This is a genomic window from uncultured Mobiluncus sp., assembly GCF_947254095.1.
In the GTDB taxonomy this organism is placed as follows: domain Bacteria; phylum Actinomycetota; class Actinomycetes; order Actinomycetales; family Actinomycetaceae; genus Mobiluncus.
On the sequence record NZ_CAMYBV010000015.1, the window covers coordinates 1 to 14886 of the forward strand.

Genomic DNA, 14886 nt, shown 5'->3' on the forward strand with positions numbered 1-14886 from the left:
CGCGTGGCCAAGGCCAGGGAGATCCACAGTTTCCCTATTCGACGCACTTGCCACTCCTCATCTGACTTGGGTACTTCTCGACAGTCTGTCCCGTTCCACCAGGCGGCAGAGAAATGGTTTACCTCCGCCGCGGGGCTTGCACCGTTCGCAGCGGCGGTAAACCGCTAAAAACTACTCGTTGGGGTCCCGCAATAGGTAACCGACACCGCGGCGCGTCTGGATGAGCGAGGGCGGTATCTTGCCGTTTTCGTCCGGGGCGTCGAGCTTGCGACGCAGGTAGGAAATGTAAGATTCAACGATGGCGGCATCGCCTTCCCAATCGTATTCCCACACGTGATCGAGGATTTGCGTCTTTGAAACCACACGGCCTTCGTTGACCATGAGGTAACGCAAAAGTTTGAACTCGGTGGGTGACAGGTCGATGAGACGACCGCCGCGATGCACTTCGTAGAGGTTGTCGTCTAGCTCCAGGTCAGCCACGCGTAGTAACGGTTGTTCCACCGCGGAGCGCTTCGTGCGGCGCAGGATGGCGTTGATACGCGCCACGACTTCCTCCAGGCCGAAAGGCTTGGTGACGTAATCATCACCGCCAGCCTGCAGGCCCTCGACCTTATCGCGCATATCGTCCTTGGCGGTCAGGAACAGAATCGGCATATCAACTCCGGAAGCCCGCAGCTTACGGGTCACGGTAAAGCCGTCCATGTCCGGCAACATGACATCCAGAATGACCAAATCGGGTTTCTCCGTTGTGGCTAGGCGTAAGGCCTCGGTGCCATCCCCGGCGCTTAAGACGTCATATCCCGCGAAACGCAGGGAAGACGCTAAAAGGTCGCGAATATTAGGTTCGTCATCCACGACCAAAAGTCGTGCTTCGCTCACTGCAGGTTCCATAACCATCCTCGTTAACCAACGTGTTCAATATGTCGTGCAAGTTTTGGAGACACGACACTCCATACATACATCTTAACGGCAAAAGGTAGTGCTGGGTGCAGCTTGGAGCGGATTTCCCATCGAATAGTCCGGAGAATCCCTGAATTCACGAGTCTCTGGCGACTCGCTGGGTTGGGAAAGGCTGGTTCGGGCGACGTAAGCTCGCGTCGAGTCCCTCGCGGTGCGGTGGTTTACGATAGTGTCATGTCTGAAATTGGTGGGAGTCCCAGCCCGGCTTTGCGAGTAGGCGTCATCGGTATGGGTGCGGTCGGCCCGGTCTTGGCCGCGGCGTTCACACAGGCAGGCCACATTTTAGTGGGAGTCTCGGCACGTTCGCAGACTTCCCAAGAGCGGGTGGACGCCATCCTCCCCGGTGTTGCGGTGGTGCCGCCGGCACAGCTGGTGCCCGATTGCGACCTCGTGCTGTTTACCGTGCGGGATCAAGAAATCGCCCCTCTGGTTACGCATTTAGCAGAGTCACAAGCGTTTCGAGCGGGTCAGCTGGTCGCTCACGTGTCCGGGGCTCATGGATTGAATGTTTTACAGCCTGCCGCCGCAGCGGGAGCCATTCCCCTAGCGCTGCACCCGGCGCAAACGTTTTCCGGGACGTCCTTGGATTTGCAGCGTTTGCCGGGAACCCATTGGGCAGTGAATGCCCCGCGGGCATTGCTGGCCGTGGCTCAAGCTCTAGTTTTGGACCTCGGCGGAGTACCGCACGTGTTGCCTGACTCGGCACGTCCCTTGTACCACGCGGCTTTAGCGCACGGGGCGAATCACTTAGTAATCTTGGTGTCCCAAGCCTTGCGAGCGCTGCGAATGGCGGGTCTTGACGACCCGGCAGCCTTTGCGGAGCCTTTGCTTAAGGCCGCTTTTGACAGAGCTTTACAGGAAGGGGAAGCGGGGCTGTCCGGACCGGTGGTGCGGGGGGACTCCCAAACCGTGGCTCTGCACCTAAAGGCGTTGCAGGACGGACCCGTCCTTGACAAAGACGACTTGGATCCGGCACTGCCTTTTGACGATTTGGCTGACCTGCCCGATTCCTACCGCGCCCTCGCCCGAGCCGCGGCGCAACGGCTACGGCAACGCGGAAGTTTGAGCCCCACCCAGTTCGACCAACTTCAAAAAGTTTTAGGCTGAATGCAGATTCTGCCTCGATTAATCCCCGCGTGCCCGGATAAGATGTCCCTATGAGTGGTGAATTATTCAATCCTGAGGGTGTGACGTTTAAGCCGATTTCCATGAAGCTCATCACGGTGCGGATTTTGGGGCTGCTGGTGTGGATTGTGGTTTTCGCGCTGGCTCTCGGGATATTCGCGGGGGCAATGATGTTCACCCAGGAACTGCCGTGGTTTTGGCTCCTGGAGATTGTACCGATTGGTCTGCTGGTGTGGCAGCTGTGGTTAATTCCGCGTCAGGTCAAGGCGTGGGGCTACGCCGAGTCCGAGCGGGATCTGTTCTTACGTCGCGGCATCATGTTTAAGAAAATGTGGGCGATTCCTTACGGGCGGATGCAGTTCGTTGACGTGCAGCAGGGGCCTATCGACAGGATTTTCGGCATCGCCCAGGTCAGTATGAAGACCGCTTCGATGGAATCGGCAGCGAGTATTCCCGGATTGGACCATGCCGAGGCAGATCGCTTACGTCAAATCCTCACCGCACGCGGTGAATCCTTGCGAGCGGGATTGTGAACACGGCGAGGAACGACAGATGACACAACCAATTGATCCGGGCTGGGAACCCTCGGATGAAAAGCCGAAAGAATCTTCGGCGGCTTTGCCCTCACAGGGCTTGTCGGAGGGGATTCCGGGCAGTTCTGACATCTCTAGCGTTACTGCACAGCCTCCGGTTTGGCGTAAAGTTCATCCTCTGACACCACTAGCCCAGGTTTGGGGGGCTCTGGTGGTGCTGGTAGCGGTCATTTTTTCGCAGCTTGACTCGATACGCGACGTTTCCCAGGCGATGTCGGCGATAAGAGCAGGGGGAAAGGTCTTGCCGGTGCTGCTTTTTTCCCTACTGGGAATCGTGGTGCTTCTGCTGTTGCTGGTTCTTTTTGCCTATCTGAGCTGGAGGTTTACCGCTTACGCGCTGACTGATGAAGCGGTTTTGTTTCGCCACGGCATCATTTTCAAAAAAGAACGTCACATGCGGTTGAACCGAATTCAGGCGGTGGACGTTATCGCCCCGCTAGTGCCGCGTCTGCTCGGTTTGGCGAAGCTGCACGTGGATTCCGCGGGAGCCAGCGGTTCTCAGATTGACATTATGTATCTGAAAGCCTCTCAAGCTCAGGCGTTGCGGGCTGAAGTCTTATCGAAAGCATCTGGGCAAAAAACCGTAAACGGCTCCGCGGCGAACGCCGCTAATTCTTTAACGAATGGTACAAAAATTATCGGGATTGGTGAGGCCGGACTGGTCGGGGACCTGCCTGCCGCCAGTGGGGAAGCCCCGGAGACAAAGCTTTATGAAGTTTCGACCGCAATGTTAGTGGGTTCGATTCTGCGTTCGGTGTCCACTTGGTTCGCGGTATTATTGATTCCGCTGCTGTTGGTACTGGGGTTAATCCCTGCGATAGCCATTTACCTCAGTGGCGATGCAGACAGTTTTGCAGCGGCCTTGTTGATTGCCCCGCAAGCAATATTGGGTGTTATCGGTGGTGTTATCGCCACTATTGCCGCGGTGATGCAAAAAGTTAACGAAGGTTGGAACTTTACCGCGGCGGCCTCTGCCGATGGAATCCGTCTGCGCCACGGACTGACGACCCATGATTCCCAAACCATTCCTCCCGGGCGGGTTCACGCCGTTGTCTTGAAACAACCCCTGCTGTGGCGAGGCAAGGACTGGTGGCGGGTCGAGTTAACTATGGCCGGTTATCAGGGCGCCGCCGAAGGTAACGGCAACAATAAGAGCAAGACCAGCTCCCACGTGATGTTGCCGGTAGGAACGCGAACCCAGGCGTTGCAGGCATTGTGGATGATGGAACACGACCTCGGCGCGGTCACCGACCTCAATGGCGCCGAAATTGGAACAGCCGGTACAAACTTATTGGAAGTTATGATGTACGGCTCCGGGCCAGCGCCTGGTATTTTTACCGCTTCGTCGAAAGCCCGCTGGTTTGACTGGATTACGTGGAACCGGAAAGCTGCTGTGCTGACCACGACGATGGTGATGATTCGCGACGGCAGAATCACCCGCCGCGTATCTTTCGTGCCTCATTGCCGGATGCAATCCGTAGCTCTGCGGCAAGGACCGTTGCAACGGGCTTTGGGAATGGCGAACGTCAAACTGCACTTGGTGCCGGGGGTGGTGCCGACCACGGTGTACCATCTGCCCAATGAGTCCGCGCAAAGACTCTGGGAACTGCAAGTTTCCCACGCGGACATGGCGCGTCAGAAAGAACCTTCCGCCGCCTGGCTGGAGCGAGTAACCTCTAACCTGGAGGCTTGTGCGAGTATCGAAGAGCACCAAACAGACAATCTCAGAGAGGATTAAGACTGTGGAGTTGTTGAAAACCAGAGCAGAATTAGCGACTTGGCGCAACGGCGTCAGGGGCAAACTCGGTCTGGTCATGACGATGGGAGCCCTGCACGAGGGTCATTTAGATTTAGTTCGGGCCGCGAAAGCCCAGGCGGATACCGTGCTGGTGACGGTGTTCGTCAACCCGACCCAGTTCGCCCCCGGCGAGGACTATGACACCTATCCTCGCGACCTGGCGGGGGACGCCGCCAAGCTCCAGGCGGTCGGGGCTGACGCACTGTTTGCGCCTACCCCTGAGGTGATGTATCCGGCTGGCGAGGCTTTGGTACGTTTCGACCCCGGTCGCGCCGCCACAATCCTGGAGGGCAAAACTCGCCCCACGCACTTTGCCGGAGTGTTGCTGGTGGTGGGCAAGATGTTCCACTTGACCCGTCCCGACGTGGCAGCTTTCGGCAAGAAAGATGCCCAGCAGCTCGCTATAGTTTCCCAGATGGTTACCGACCTGGACTTCCCCCTGACCATTTTGCCGGTGGAAATCCGTAGGGAACCCGATGGTCTGGCCTTGAGCTCGCGCAATCGCTACCTGTCCCCCCAAGAACGCGACACCGCCCTCAACCTTTCCCAGGCTCTGAAGTGGGGGCGAGAAAACGCGTCCCGCCTCGGTGCGGGCGATTTGGCAGCCAAGGTGCGTGCGCGCCTCGAGTCGGTGCCGGGTATAGACGTGGATTATGTTGCCTTGGTGAACCCGGTGGGATTCGTGCCGATTACCGGCGATTTTCGTGGCCGCGCCATCTTGGCGCTGGCGGCGAAAGTCGGTTCCACTCGGCTGATTGACAATATGGACGTACAACTTTAGAGGTCACGAGGATCCTGCCGCGCCTTTCGGGGTGAACCTGGGGTCCCGGGAAATGTTGCGACCCTAGCGTATTTCGGATTACCCTGTGAAAGACCCCTGGGGCGTCAGTACCTGAGGAACAAAGCGGGAAACCTATTGAGGGGGAAATATGCGGATGCGAACCATGATGAGCGGCAAGATTCATCGCGCTACCGTGACCGATGCGGACATTAACTATGTCGGATCCATCACTGTTGACGCGGATTTGCTGCAGCGCGCCGACATCCTGCCGGGGGAACAAGTTGATGTGGTCGATGTCAATAACGGTTCGCGCTTGACCACTTACACTATCGCCGGTACCCGCGGTTCTGGCACGATTCAGATGAACGGACCCGCTGCTCGCCTGGTGGTTCCCGGGGACCTGGTCATTATCATCGCTTACGCCACTGTTGATGAAGAAACAGCTCGAAACTTGACTCCTCGCGTGGTGCACGTAGACGCGAACAACCATCCGGTTAACTAACTACGGGTGCTGCCGCTTACTCGATGTGCAAGAACAGCTGCTCGAGGTGCTTGATGTTTGCCGCGCGTTCCGGTTCGCTGGCCTCGACGGTGCCCTGCAAACTGGAAACCATCAGGGCAAAAGAGACTCGGTCTAAGCGTCTCGATGACTCGTTCAACTTAGAAATCAACGCGCTTGCGTCCGCGTCGGTATCCATGAGGCCAATAACCTCATCTAAAGACTGTTTGGCTTCGCTCAGCCGGGCGGAAACAGTCATTTTGTCAGCGGCGGAAAGTTGCATCGAATCCCCTAAACATCGTGATTGACTTCTTGGGGCAATTTTACCCGGCTCGCTCCCGTGGGGGACCCGGTTGACGGGGGCAAAACCCTTGCGAAACAACACTCCCTTGTAATGGTCTAAACTAGGACGGTGGCTGAAAACAAAAACAAAACTGAGAACGTAAACCCAGCGCCGGCGACGGGCGACGATGAGACGTATGCTGCCGAGGCTCCTGAACAGATCCGAATCCGTGCGGAAAAACGTGCCAAGATGCTGGCCGAGGGCAGAACTCCCTACCCGGTACATGTGGATATTTCTGCAACCATTTCCGAAGTTCGTCAGAAGTACCCGGATTTGCAGGCAGGGGAAGAAACCGAGGACTACGTTGGCTTGGCCGGGCGGGTTCGTCTGATGCGTTCCAGCGGCAAGCTGGCTTTCGCTACTTTGCAAGAAGGTAACGGCTCCACCATTCAGATTATGGTCAGTGAACGTGAAGTCGGCCCGGAATCGATGTCCGCCTACAAAGCGGAGGTTGACCTGGGCGATCACCTGTTTGTCCACGGTCGGGTCATCAGCTCTAAACGCGGAGAGCTGTCCATTTTCGTGGACTCTTGGCAGCTGACCTGTAAAGCGCTGCGCCCCTTGCCGAAGTCATACATCAATGAAGCCGGCGAAGAAGTCTCCTTGAGTGAAGATATGCGGGTTCGCCGGCGCGACCTAGATATGATTATGCGCCCCGCCGCCCGTGACATGGTGCGCAACCGTTCCCGTGTGGTGCAGACGCTGCGCCGCTACCTGGACGAGCATGACTATCTCGAGGTAGAAACCCCCATGCTGCAAAACCTGCACGGCGGGGCTGCCGCCCGTCCTTTTGTGACTCACATGAACGCCTACGACACGGAGCTCTACCTGCGTATCGCCCCGGAGCTGTTCCTGAAGCGTTGCCTGATTGGCGGAATAGACAAGGTTTTTGAAATCAACCGGAACTTCCGTAACGAGGGTGCGGATTCTTCGCACTCCCCGGAATTCACCATGATAGAGGTGTATTGCGCTTACGGAGACTACCATCAGATTGCGGACCTGACCCGAGAGATGATTCAGCGCTGTGCCCGGGACGTGTTTGGCTCCGAAGTCGTGACCTTGAACGATGGTACCCAGTTCGATTTGTCCGGAGAATGGAAGTGGATTGACCTCTATGGTTCCCTCTCTGAGGCGCTGGGTCAGGAAGTTACAGCGCGTACCCCGAAGGATGCCTTGGTCACTTTGGCGGATCGGCTCGACATCGAGCTGGAACCCTACTATGCCTCCGGAAAAATCGTGGAAGTCCTGTGGGAAGAACTCGTTGGCGACAAATTGTGGGAACCCACTTTTGTTTGTGATTTCCCCGAAGATACCTCGCCTCTGGTTAAGACCCACCCTGACAAGCCCGGCCAGGTGCAAAAGTGGGATTTGATGATTCGCGGCTTTGAGGTTGCCACCGGCTATTCCGAGTTGAATGATCCGGTGGTGCAGCGGGCGCGTTTTGAACAACAGGCTTTGGATGCCGCCAACGGAGATCCGGAAGCTATGGAAGTGGATGAGGACTTCCTCATTTCGATGGAGCAGGGGATGCCTCCCGCCGGCGGGATGGGAATGGGCCTGGACCGTCTGCTGATGACCTTGACCGGAGCAGGAATCCGCGAAACTATCACGTTCCCGCTGGTCAAGCGGGTGTAGTGTGAGCCAAAGCGGCTTCGGTCGGTTTGCCCCCAGCCCGTCGGGAGTCATGCATTTCGGGAATCTGCGCACTGCGGTGGCAGCCTACCTGTTCGCTAAATCCAGCGGACGCAAGTTCTTGGTGCGAATAGAGGACATCGACACCGGACGCTCCCGTCCTGCTTTTGCCGCGCAATCTCTGGAGGATTTGGCGGCGTTGGGAATTGAGAGCGACGGGGAAGTTGTTTACCAGTCGCAACGCCACGAGCTGTACCAAGCCGCTTTGGAACAGTTGGTACAAAAGGGTTTGGTTTACGAATGCTACTGTTCGCGGGCAGACATCTCGGCAGCGGCCAGCGCCCCGCATGGGAAACCCGGGATTTATCCGGGAATCTGCCGAGATTTAAGTGATTCTGAGCGAGCGGAAAAACGGGCCGCCCTGGCAGCGCAAGGCCGCAAACCGGCCTTGCGGCTGCGAGCCCCGCAAGGAGTGGAATATACGGTACACGATTCCCTGTTGGGGCCGCTGACCGGCCTGCTCCACGATTTCGTGCTGCGGCGTACCGATGGAGACTGGGCTTATCAGCTGGTTGTGGTGGTGGACGACATTAATCAAGGCGTGGATCAAATTGTGCGGGGGGCTGATTTGGCTTCCAGTGCTCCGGTGCAGGCCTGGCTCACTGAAACTTTGGGAGGTCGCCCCGCCGTCTATGCCCATGTGCCGTTGGTCATGAATACGTTGGGACAGCGCCTGGCTAAGCGAGATAAATCGGTGACGCGTCCCGAACTGAACTCCCAGGGGTGGTCTGACCAACAGATTCTTTTGCGTGCCTTGGAAACGCTGGGGTGGCAGACCGCGAAAACTGACGCGACACAACTGTTGACCCGCCCCACGAAAGAAATCCTCAAGCAAGCCGCGGCGAGCTGGAGACCTGAAAATTTGCCTGCTAGTCCGCTAATTTTTCACCCCTAGGCGTCGCGATTGACAATCCCGGCCTAAGACAGTGTGCCTGAAAACGGGGTCAGATGAATATAATTTGGGCGCCTTCCGATTTTTTGATGAAGTCAGGGGCGGTGATGATTCCGGACACCCCTTTAAACATCATGTTCTGGCGCAGCTCCATGAGATCCACGGTCATTTTGCATCCCCACAGATGACCGCCCATTTCTACAATCTGCTCTAACAAATCACGTACGGGGGGAATGCCGTTCTTTTCCATCATCTTGTTCATGTACCAGGTGGCGAGGTGCGTGGCACCCGGCAGATTTCCCAAGCTGGGAGGCATGTAGCGTTTACCCCATCCGGGGCGGATTTTCTCCAGAAGGGGAAGGTGCAAAGCCGTGTTTCCCTGCATGGTGAATTTTAGAGAGTCCATGGTGCGTTTCGTGACAATGTCTAGGCCCCAGAAAGTAAAGAAAATATTGACGTCGATTTTGTCCGTGAGAGCCGCGATCGACATAATCAACGCCGGGTAAGCCATGTCAAGGTTACCTTTGGAACAGATAAAGGCCATCTTGCGCTCATCCACGTGCAGCAAGGGCTCCGAGACGCGCCAGAAATCCTTGTCAAAGAAATCAGTTGGGGATTTGTCCATCACTTCGCTCTCCTACGGAACCTAGATACAGCCTACCGGTTTGGGAATTCCGGACACGTAGGCGATGAGTTTAACCGGTTTAAAGGGGAAAAGCTCGAACAGTTCGGAAATCGGGAAGTCTCCCGCCATTTCGAAACGTCTCAACGAGGGACTGACTTGATATTTTGCGAAACTTTCCCGGGCGAATTCGATGACTTCCCAGTGCCGGGGCGTCATCTCTAATTTAATAGCCCTAGCCAAGTCGGCACCGATTTCGTGAGTCCACTGATTCGGATTGGTCATGAAACCTTCCGAGTCCACGTCGATGTGAACTCCGCCGGCTTCGTGGAGAACCGGGATTTCCAAAACTTTCGTGGAAAATGCCGCCGCGAGACAAGCATTGGGACGACGTTTCCAAGTGGGAGCGATGAAACTTGTAGAGTCTTGAGAAAGATCCGGGGTATTGAGTGGGGTGGTGCCATCCGGCCGTAGACCCCACCGACTAAATTCCTTACCTAAAAGCTGTATATGAGAAAATCTATCGAAAATCTGCAGGCCTACCATGAGCACACTGTAGAAAACGAACATGAACCGCTTTATGAGGTGGTTCATCCGGGTCTGTTTCAGCAGGGACATAGGCCCCAGATAGGGGAAAATCCATTTGCCCGTTACTGCTGGTACTGTGTAGGAACGGTCTATCACGGTGGACTTGTTGTAGCCTGTGTCAACGATGCACATGGCGTGGCCGTCGTAATGGCGAATCATCGGCCTACCGCTCATGTAATCAAGCAAGTTAGAAACTAATACCCTAGATTGGTATACACTTGCGGAACCAGCTTTGGAAGTCGGTAAATCGGCAGTGTCACCAATGACAAAAATATCCGGATATTCACGGTGCTGCAAGGTTTCCAAGTCAGGATGAACGAATCCCATTTCATCGCCCAGTTCGGAATCAACGATGAACTGCTGACCACGCATGGGGGGAATGGTCACCAGCATGTCGTAATCAACGACCTTCCCGTCGTAGGCATACATTCGTTTTTCTTCCGCATCGATATGTCGCACCACGAAATCAGGCTGGACCTCGATGTCGCGCAGGCGCAAGAGATTAGAAAGATTCCGGGCAGCCACGGGCTGCTCAAAAACCTGGGATTGCGGGGTAACAATTTTAATATCGATATCATCGCGAACTCGGTGTTCAAAGAAATAGTGGTCGGCTTTAAGGGCAAACTCAATCGGAGCGACAGGGCAGCGGATAGGGAATTCAGAGATATGCACGACCAAACGGCCGTGGTCGAAAGTCTGCAGTGCCCGGCGCAAGCGACGTGCCCAAGCCAAAGTATAAAAGGAATAAATCCCGGTGTTCAGGACGGTTCCCTGTGCCATGCCTTCGACCAGCTCGGGACGGCACTCGCAACCTGTCGCCAAAATCAGGTAATCGTAGGAAATTTGCTTGGTCTGAGTGGTGACGGTTTTCGCGACCGGATCGACCGCGGTGACTTTATCTTGCAGGAACCGGATACCGGGGAGGAAGGTTTGCCGCCGCCACCGCCACAGTAGCGGGTTGGGAACTTTCCCTAAGGTCAGTGAGACAAAACCGGGCTGGTAGTAATGCCGGGCGGAATAGTCGATGACGGTGATTTGGTATTCTTTGCTGTCCAAGCGGCGCACCAGTGAGTTTGCGGTGACTGTGCCGCCGGTTCCTCCGCCAATAATCACCACGTTTTTCATGCCAAGTCTCACCGCCTTAGGATTTCACCTTCGAATTCGTTAAGAATTCTAATGAGATTTGTGCCGTGGTGTGTACTGTTGAGGGTCTCACTCCTGGCTCAACCTATTTTTAAAGTGGTTGACCAGCTTCGCTAGTCCCCACGAACGGCCGGTGTCGACAGGGTTCCAGTCTGAGTTCCAACTGCTTTGTTGCTGGGTCGCGAAAATATCCGCGGGGTAGGCGGGCAGTGCCGCCGAGACCAGAATCTTGCGAATGTCTACTTCACCGCTAATCGCTTCGTCCACGGCGCGCAGCAAAGGCAGCTCGTCCAATAGCTGCGGGCAGCGCTGTTCAATGAGTTTTACCGCCAAGGGTGTGGAGTACACCCCTTCGACCGTATGCCCCGCTGCCTTCATCTGGGCTTCGGCTTCGGCCGGATGCTCGCCGCGTCCCAGCCGCATTCCAAAGAACTTATTGCGCCCCGAAATGCCGGTAACTTCCAGGTCGCCCACTCCGGCCAGCCCAATGGCAGATTCCTGGCGACCTCCCAAAGCCTCGCAGACCAAGGACATTTCGCGAATTGCCTGGGCGAACACCGCGGCGCGCAAGTTGGATTGCGGAGATCCGGTTGACTCCTGGATGCCCTCGGTCACGCCCAAAGCAATGGCGTAGCTGTTTTTCAAAGGAGCCAGGACTTCAACCCCGGTCGTGTCCTCAGAAGGAAAGGCGCGGTAATAATCAGTGCGTACCGCTCGGGCATAGTGAACCGCGGCTCCTAAATCCTGACAGGCATACACTGTTGCGGTGGGTTCGCTCAGCGCGCATTGGCGGGCAATAACCGGCCCCCCTATGGACACCAAGGTTGGTAGCTCGGCTCCGTTTTCGGCGGCGATCTTTGCCATCGCCTCAGCCAGCAAATAAACCTCGCCCGCCTCGTCCTTGATAAAGCCTTTCGTCAGTACCCAGACCGCCCTTACGCGACTGAAGTAGGGCGCCAAGCGTTTCGTGATGTCAGGTAAACCTACGGCGGCGACACAAACGGCCAGGACTTCCGCGCCTTTCACCGCCGCGTCGAGGTGTTTAGCGCGATAGGTCTTAACCTGGGGGGCCAGAGGCACGTGAATCGCCGGGTGAGTTTGCCCCAGAGCGTAAGCATCCAGGACGGCATCGTCGTATTCGGTTCCCCACATGGCTACGTCCCAGCCCGTGTCTACGAGGGGCCGGCAGAGCGCCGTGCCCATCGCCGACGCTCCTATTACGCATATCTTTGGCATAGCCCACCTCTCAGGACAAAGGGTACCAAGTCACTTTACCGCACTGGCGACGGGGGAACCTACCCGGGAAGGCGAAACTTAGATGAAGATAATCTGCGACCCTTCAGACAGTTCGATGAAGGTACCGGCATCGACTATCCCCCTGACGGACTTGTGCAGATGACGAGGAGTCAGCTTCATCATGTCCGCCGAAAGTTTGCAGGCCCACAGATCCGCCCCCAACTGAGCAATTTGTTCAATCATGTCTCGTACTGGTGGAATCTCGTTTTTTTGCAGTTCATTTTTCAGGTACCAAGTGGAAAGTTTCGTCATGCCCGGAAGTATTCCTAATGAAGGAGAAAAATGCATATCCCCCAATCCGGGATAATATTTTTCTAGCGCGGGAATGTGCATGGCGGTGTTGCCTTGCACGGTGAACTTGAGCCGATCCATCGTACGTTTATTGATTAAGTCCAACCCCCAGAATGTAAAGAATATATCCACGTGGACACCTGCATTGAGAGCGGAGTGAGCCATAATCAAGGCGGGATAGGCCATATCGAGGTTGCCTTTGGAGCAGATAAACGCCATCTTGCGGTTTACGTAAGTGATTTCGTCTGCGTCTTGCGCCGCGTCGGCATTTGTGGGTGTTTCATGTGCTTGAGTCATAATCCTTGTTCCTGATTTTCTGTTTCGTCGCTCAGAAGGTTCGTGGGTTAGATTTGCTAGTTTGGTTCGTTTTTACACACACCCCACCGGTCTCGGAGCCCCAGCGATGAAAGCTAGCTTTTTCGCAGGCTTGGCTCCGAAAATTTCAAACACGGTTCTAACCTCGAACCCACCAACTTTAGCAATCCGTCCCAAGGTAGGAGAGACACCGTGCTGCTCGAATTCGTGGCGGACAAAACGCACCACTTCCCAAGCCGTATCGTCGAGCTCTAAGTGCAAAGCCGCCGCCAACCCCTTGGCTACTTCGTCATTCCACTGTTCAGGACGAATCATGAAACCCTCATCGGTCACGTCAATAGGTATGCCATTGACTTGATGCAGTACGGGAAGTTGGCCTCTTGTGGCGAATACTGGCGGTTCTGGATTCAACGTGGAGGGTTCAGACGCCAGTGGAACTGGAGGAGCCACCTTGACTCGAGGAATCCGAACCTGTGGAAAAGAGGGCGTTTTTCGACGCGGTTTCGGGGGAAGGGCAGTAACCCCATCGTCCCGCAAGCCCCATCGTGCAAAATCCTTGCCGGCTTTAGGCATATCACGAGGTAACAGTAACGGAAGACCGCGTATTAAGAGACCCCAATATGCGAGGTAGAACCCCATTTTAGCCATGTGATTGAGACGTGATTCTTTCAACAGGCGCAAAGGACCCACATAGGGGAGAGGGAACTTGCCCGTTACAGGCTGAACGTCATAGTTAAAGTCGAGCAACAGCGCCTTGTGAAAACCTGATTCAATAAAGCAGTTGGTGTGTCCGTCGAAAGACTCCGTCATGGGCTTGCCACGCATGTAGTTGATGAAATTTGGCACGAAAGTCTTGGCCTGGAAATGAATTGCTGCTCCCGCTTTGGAAGTTGGCAAATTCCCCGCATCTCCCAGTACGAAAATATCGGGGTAGGCGGTGGATTGCAGCGTGTGCTTATCCACGGAAACATAGTTGGATTCATCGCCTAAGCCAGAATCAGCAATGTATTGCTGACCCATAATCGGAGGGGTTGTCACCAGCAAATCAAAAGGGATTTCCCGCCCATCGTAGCCCCTTAGAACTTTGTTTTTCGGGTCGATGTACTCGACGTTAAAGTCGGTTTCCACCTCGATATCACGATGGCGTAACAAGTCCCCAAGTTGTGCTTTAGCTACCGGTTTGGTGAAAGCCCCGTCCAGGGGGGTGACGAAAGTAATATCGATGTCTAAGCGACGGCGACGCAGAAAAAAGAACCAATCAGCCAAAAGCGCGAATTCCAACGGAGCCACGGGACACTTGATGGGCATCTCTGAGATGTGAACGACCAGATGGCCATGTTTGAACTGTTGCATGGCCTGGTGTAAGCGAACGGCACCGCCAAAGCTATAAAAATCATAGACGGATTTACGCCAAACCCTAGGATCGTTCATTCCCGGCACTTGGTCAGGACGGGTGGTGCAGCCCGTGGCAATGATGAGGTAATGGTAAGAGATGGTCTGACTTCCCAGCTCCACTGTTTTAGTGACTGGATCGACCCGTTTGATGGTGTCCATAAGAAAACGCACGCCTTTCGGTAGGAAACGCGAACGTGGCTTCACTATGCTGCGGGGCTTATACATACCAAAAGGAAGGAATAAGTATCCCGGCTGGTAGTGATGGCTATTGTCACGGTCCACCACCGTGACTCTGTATTCGTTGGGTGGGAGTTCCCTGTGCAAGCGATTAGCGATGGTTGATCCGGCAGTGCCGCCGCCGAGTATGACGATTTGCTGCATGACATTCTCCTTCGACATCTTCGCCCAGAGCATTGCGTAAAAAGTTATTACATAACATAGAATTTGCTGTTATATCTATAAATTTCCATGTTAACATTAGACAATATGCAGAATTGCATGAGGTTGTTTTTCATTATTGCCCTTAGAATTGTTTTGTGAGTTCATCCGTTTC

14 protein-coding genes are annotated in these 14886 nt (G+C 55.2%); 7 read left to right on the forward strand and 7 right to left on the reverse strand.

Translation table 11 applies throughout. From position 1 onward, the window contains the following. Positions 1-171: 171 nt before the first annotated feature. Positions 172-897, reverse strand: coding sequence for a response regulator transcription factor (locus Q0X47_RS06220; protein WP_296180798.1), 726 nt, complete (start codon positions 895-897; stop codon positions 172-174). A 237-nt stretch (positions 898-1134) separates the two neighbouring features. Between Q0X47_RS06220 and Q0X47_RS06225 the strand changes: the two genes are divergently transcribed. The 5 genes from Q0X47_RS06225 (at position 1135) to panD (ending at position 5759) form a co-directional block, all read left to right on the forward strand. Continuing rightward, on the forward strand, positions 1135-2067 hold the full coding sequence (locus Q0X47_RS06225) for a Rossmann-like and DUF2520 domain-containing protein (RefSeq protein WP_297723960.1): 933 nt from the start codon (positions 1135-1137) through the stop codon (positions 2065-2067). Positions 2068-2117: 50 nt separating this feature from the next. Then, complete coding sequence (locus Q0X47_RS06230; RefSeq protein WP_297723962.1) at positions 2118-2618, forward strand: PH domain-containing protein; 501 nt, start codon at positions 2118-2120, stop codon at positions 2616-2618. A 19-nt stretch (positions 2619-2637) separates the two neighbouring features. Beyond that, positions 2638-4416 (forward strand): PH domain-containing protein, encoded by a 1779-nt coding sequence (locus Q0X47_RS06235; RefSeq protein WP_297723963.1) that lies wholly within the window; start codon positions 2638-2640, stop codon positions 4414-4416. Positions 4417-4420: 4 nt separating this feature from the next. Continuing rightward, on the forward strand, positions 4421-5257 hold the full coding sequence (gene panC, locus Q0X47_RS06240; RefSeq protein ID WP_297723965.1) for a pantoate--beta-alanine ligase: 837 nt from the start codon (positions 4421-4423) through the stop codon (positions 5255-5257). A 148-nt stretch (positions 5258-5405) separates the two neighbouring features. After that, positions 5406-5759 carry an aspartate 1-decarboxylase gene (panD, locus tag Q0X47_RS06245; RefSeq protein ID WP_297723967.1) on the forward strand — a complete coding sequence of 118 codons (354 nt, stop codon included), beginning with the start codon at positions 5406-5408 and terminating at the stop codon, positions 5757-5759. A gap of 16 nt (positions 5760-5775) precedes the next feature. Here the strand turns inward: panD and Q0X47_RS06250 are convergent, their stop codons facing one another. Further along, positions 5776-6039, reverse strand: coding sequence for a hypothetical protein (locus Q0X47_RS06250; RefSeq protein WP_297723969.1), 264 nt, complete (start codon positions 6037-6039; stop codon positions 5776-5778). A 129-nt stretch (positions 6040-6168) separates the two neighbouring features. On the opposite strand from Q0X47_RS06250, the gene lysS reads away from it, so the two are divergent. Beyond that, entirely contained in the window at positions 6169-7734 is a 1566-nt protein-coding gene (lysS, locus tag Q0X47_RS06255; RefSeq protein ID WP_297723971.1) for a lysine--tRNA ligase, read from the forward strand. Between the two features lies 1 nt (position 7735). Next, positions 7736-8686, forward strand: a complete 951-nt coding sequence (gene gluQRS / locus Q0X47_RS06260) for a tRNA glutamyl-Q(34) synthetase GluQRS (RefSeq protein ID WP_297723973.1) — start codon at positions 7736-7738, stop codon at positions 8684-8686. 49 nt (positions 8687-8735) lie between these two features. On the opposite strand, the gene Q0X47_RS06265 is transcribed toward gluQRS, so the two are convergent. The 5 genes from Q0X47_RS06265 to Q0X47_RS06285 all read right to left on the reverse strand — a co-directional run bounded on the left by Q0X47_RS06265 (position 8736) and on the right by Q0X47_RS06285 (position 14714). Then, positions 8736-9308, reverse strand: a complete 573-nt coding sequence (locus Q0X47_RS06265; RefSeq protein WP_297724030.1) for a DsrE/DsrF/DrsH-like family protein — start codon at positions 9306-9308, stop codon at positions 8736-8738. Between the two features lie 21 nt (positions 9309-9329). Further along, positions 9330-11018 (reverse strand): TusE/DsrC/DsvC family sulfur relay protein, encoded by a 1689-nt coding sequence (locus Q0X47_RS06270; protein ID WP_297723975.1) that lies wholly within the window; start codon positions 11016-11018, stop codon positions 9330-9332. An 87-nt stretch (positions 11019-11105) separates the two neighbouring features. Then, positions 11106-12272 carry an NAD(P)H-dependent glycerol-3-phosphate dehydrogenase gene (locus Q0X47_RS06275; RefSeq protein WP_297723977.1) on the reverse strand — a complete coding sequence of 389 codons (1167 nt, stop codon included), beginning with the start codon at positions 12270-12272 and terminating at the stop codon, positions 11106-11108. 78 nt (positions 12273-12350) lie between these two features. Next, positions 12351-12920, reverse strand: coding sequence for a DsrE/DsrF/DrsH-like family protein (locus tag Q0X47_RS06280; protein WP_297723979.1), 570 nt, complete (start codon positions 12918-12920; stop codon positions 12351-12353). A gap of 72 nt (positions 12921-12992) precedes the next feature. Then, positions 12993-14714 carry a TusE/DsrC/DsvC family sulfur relay protein gene (locus tag Q0X47_RS06285; protein WP_297723981.1) on the reverse strand — a complete coding sequence of 574 codons (1722 nt, stop codon included), beginning with the start codon at positions 14712-14714 and terminating at the stop codon, positions 12993-12995. Between the last annotated feature and the right edge of the window lie 172 nt (positions 14715-14886).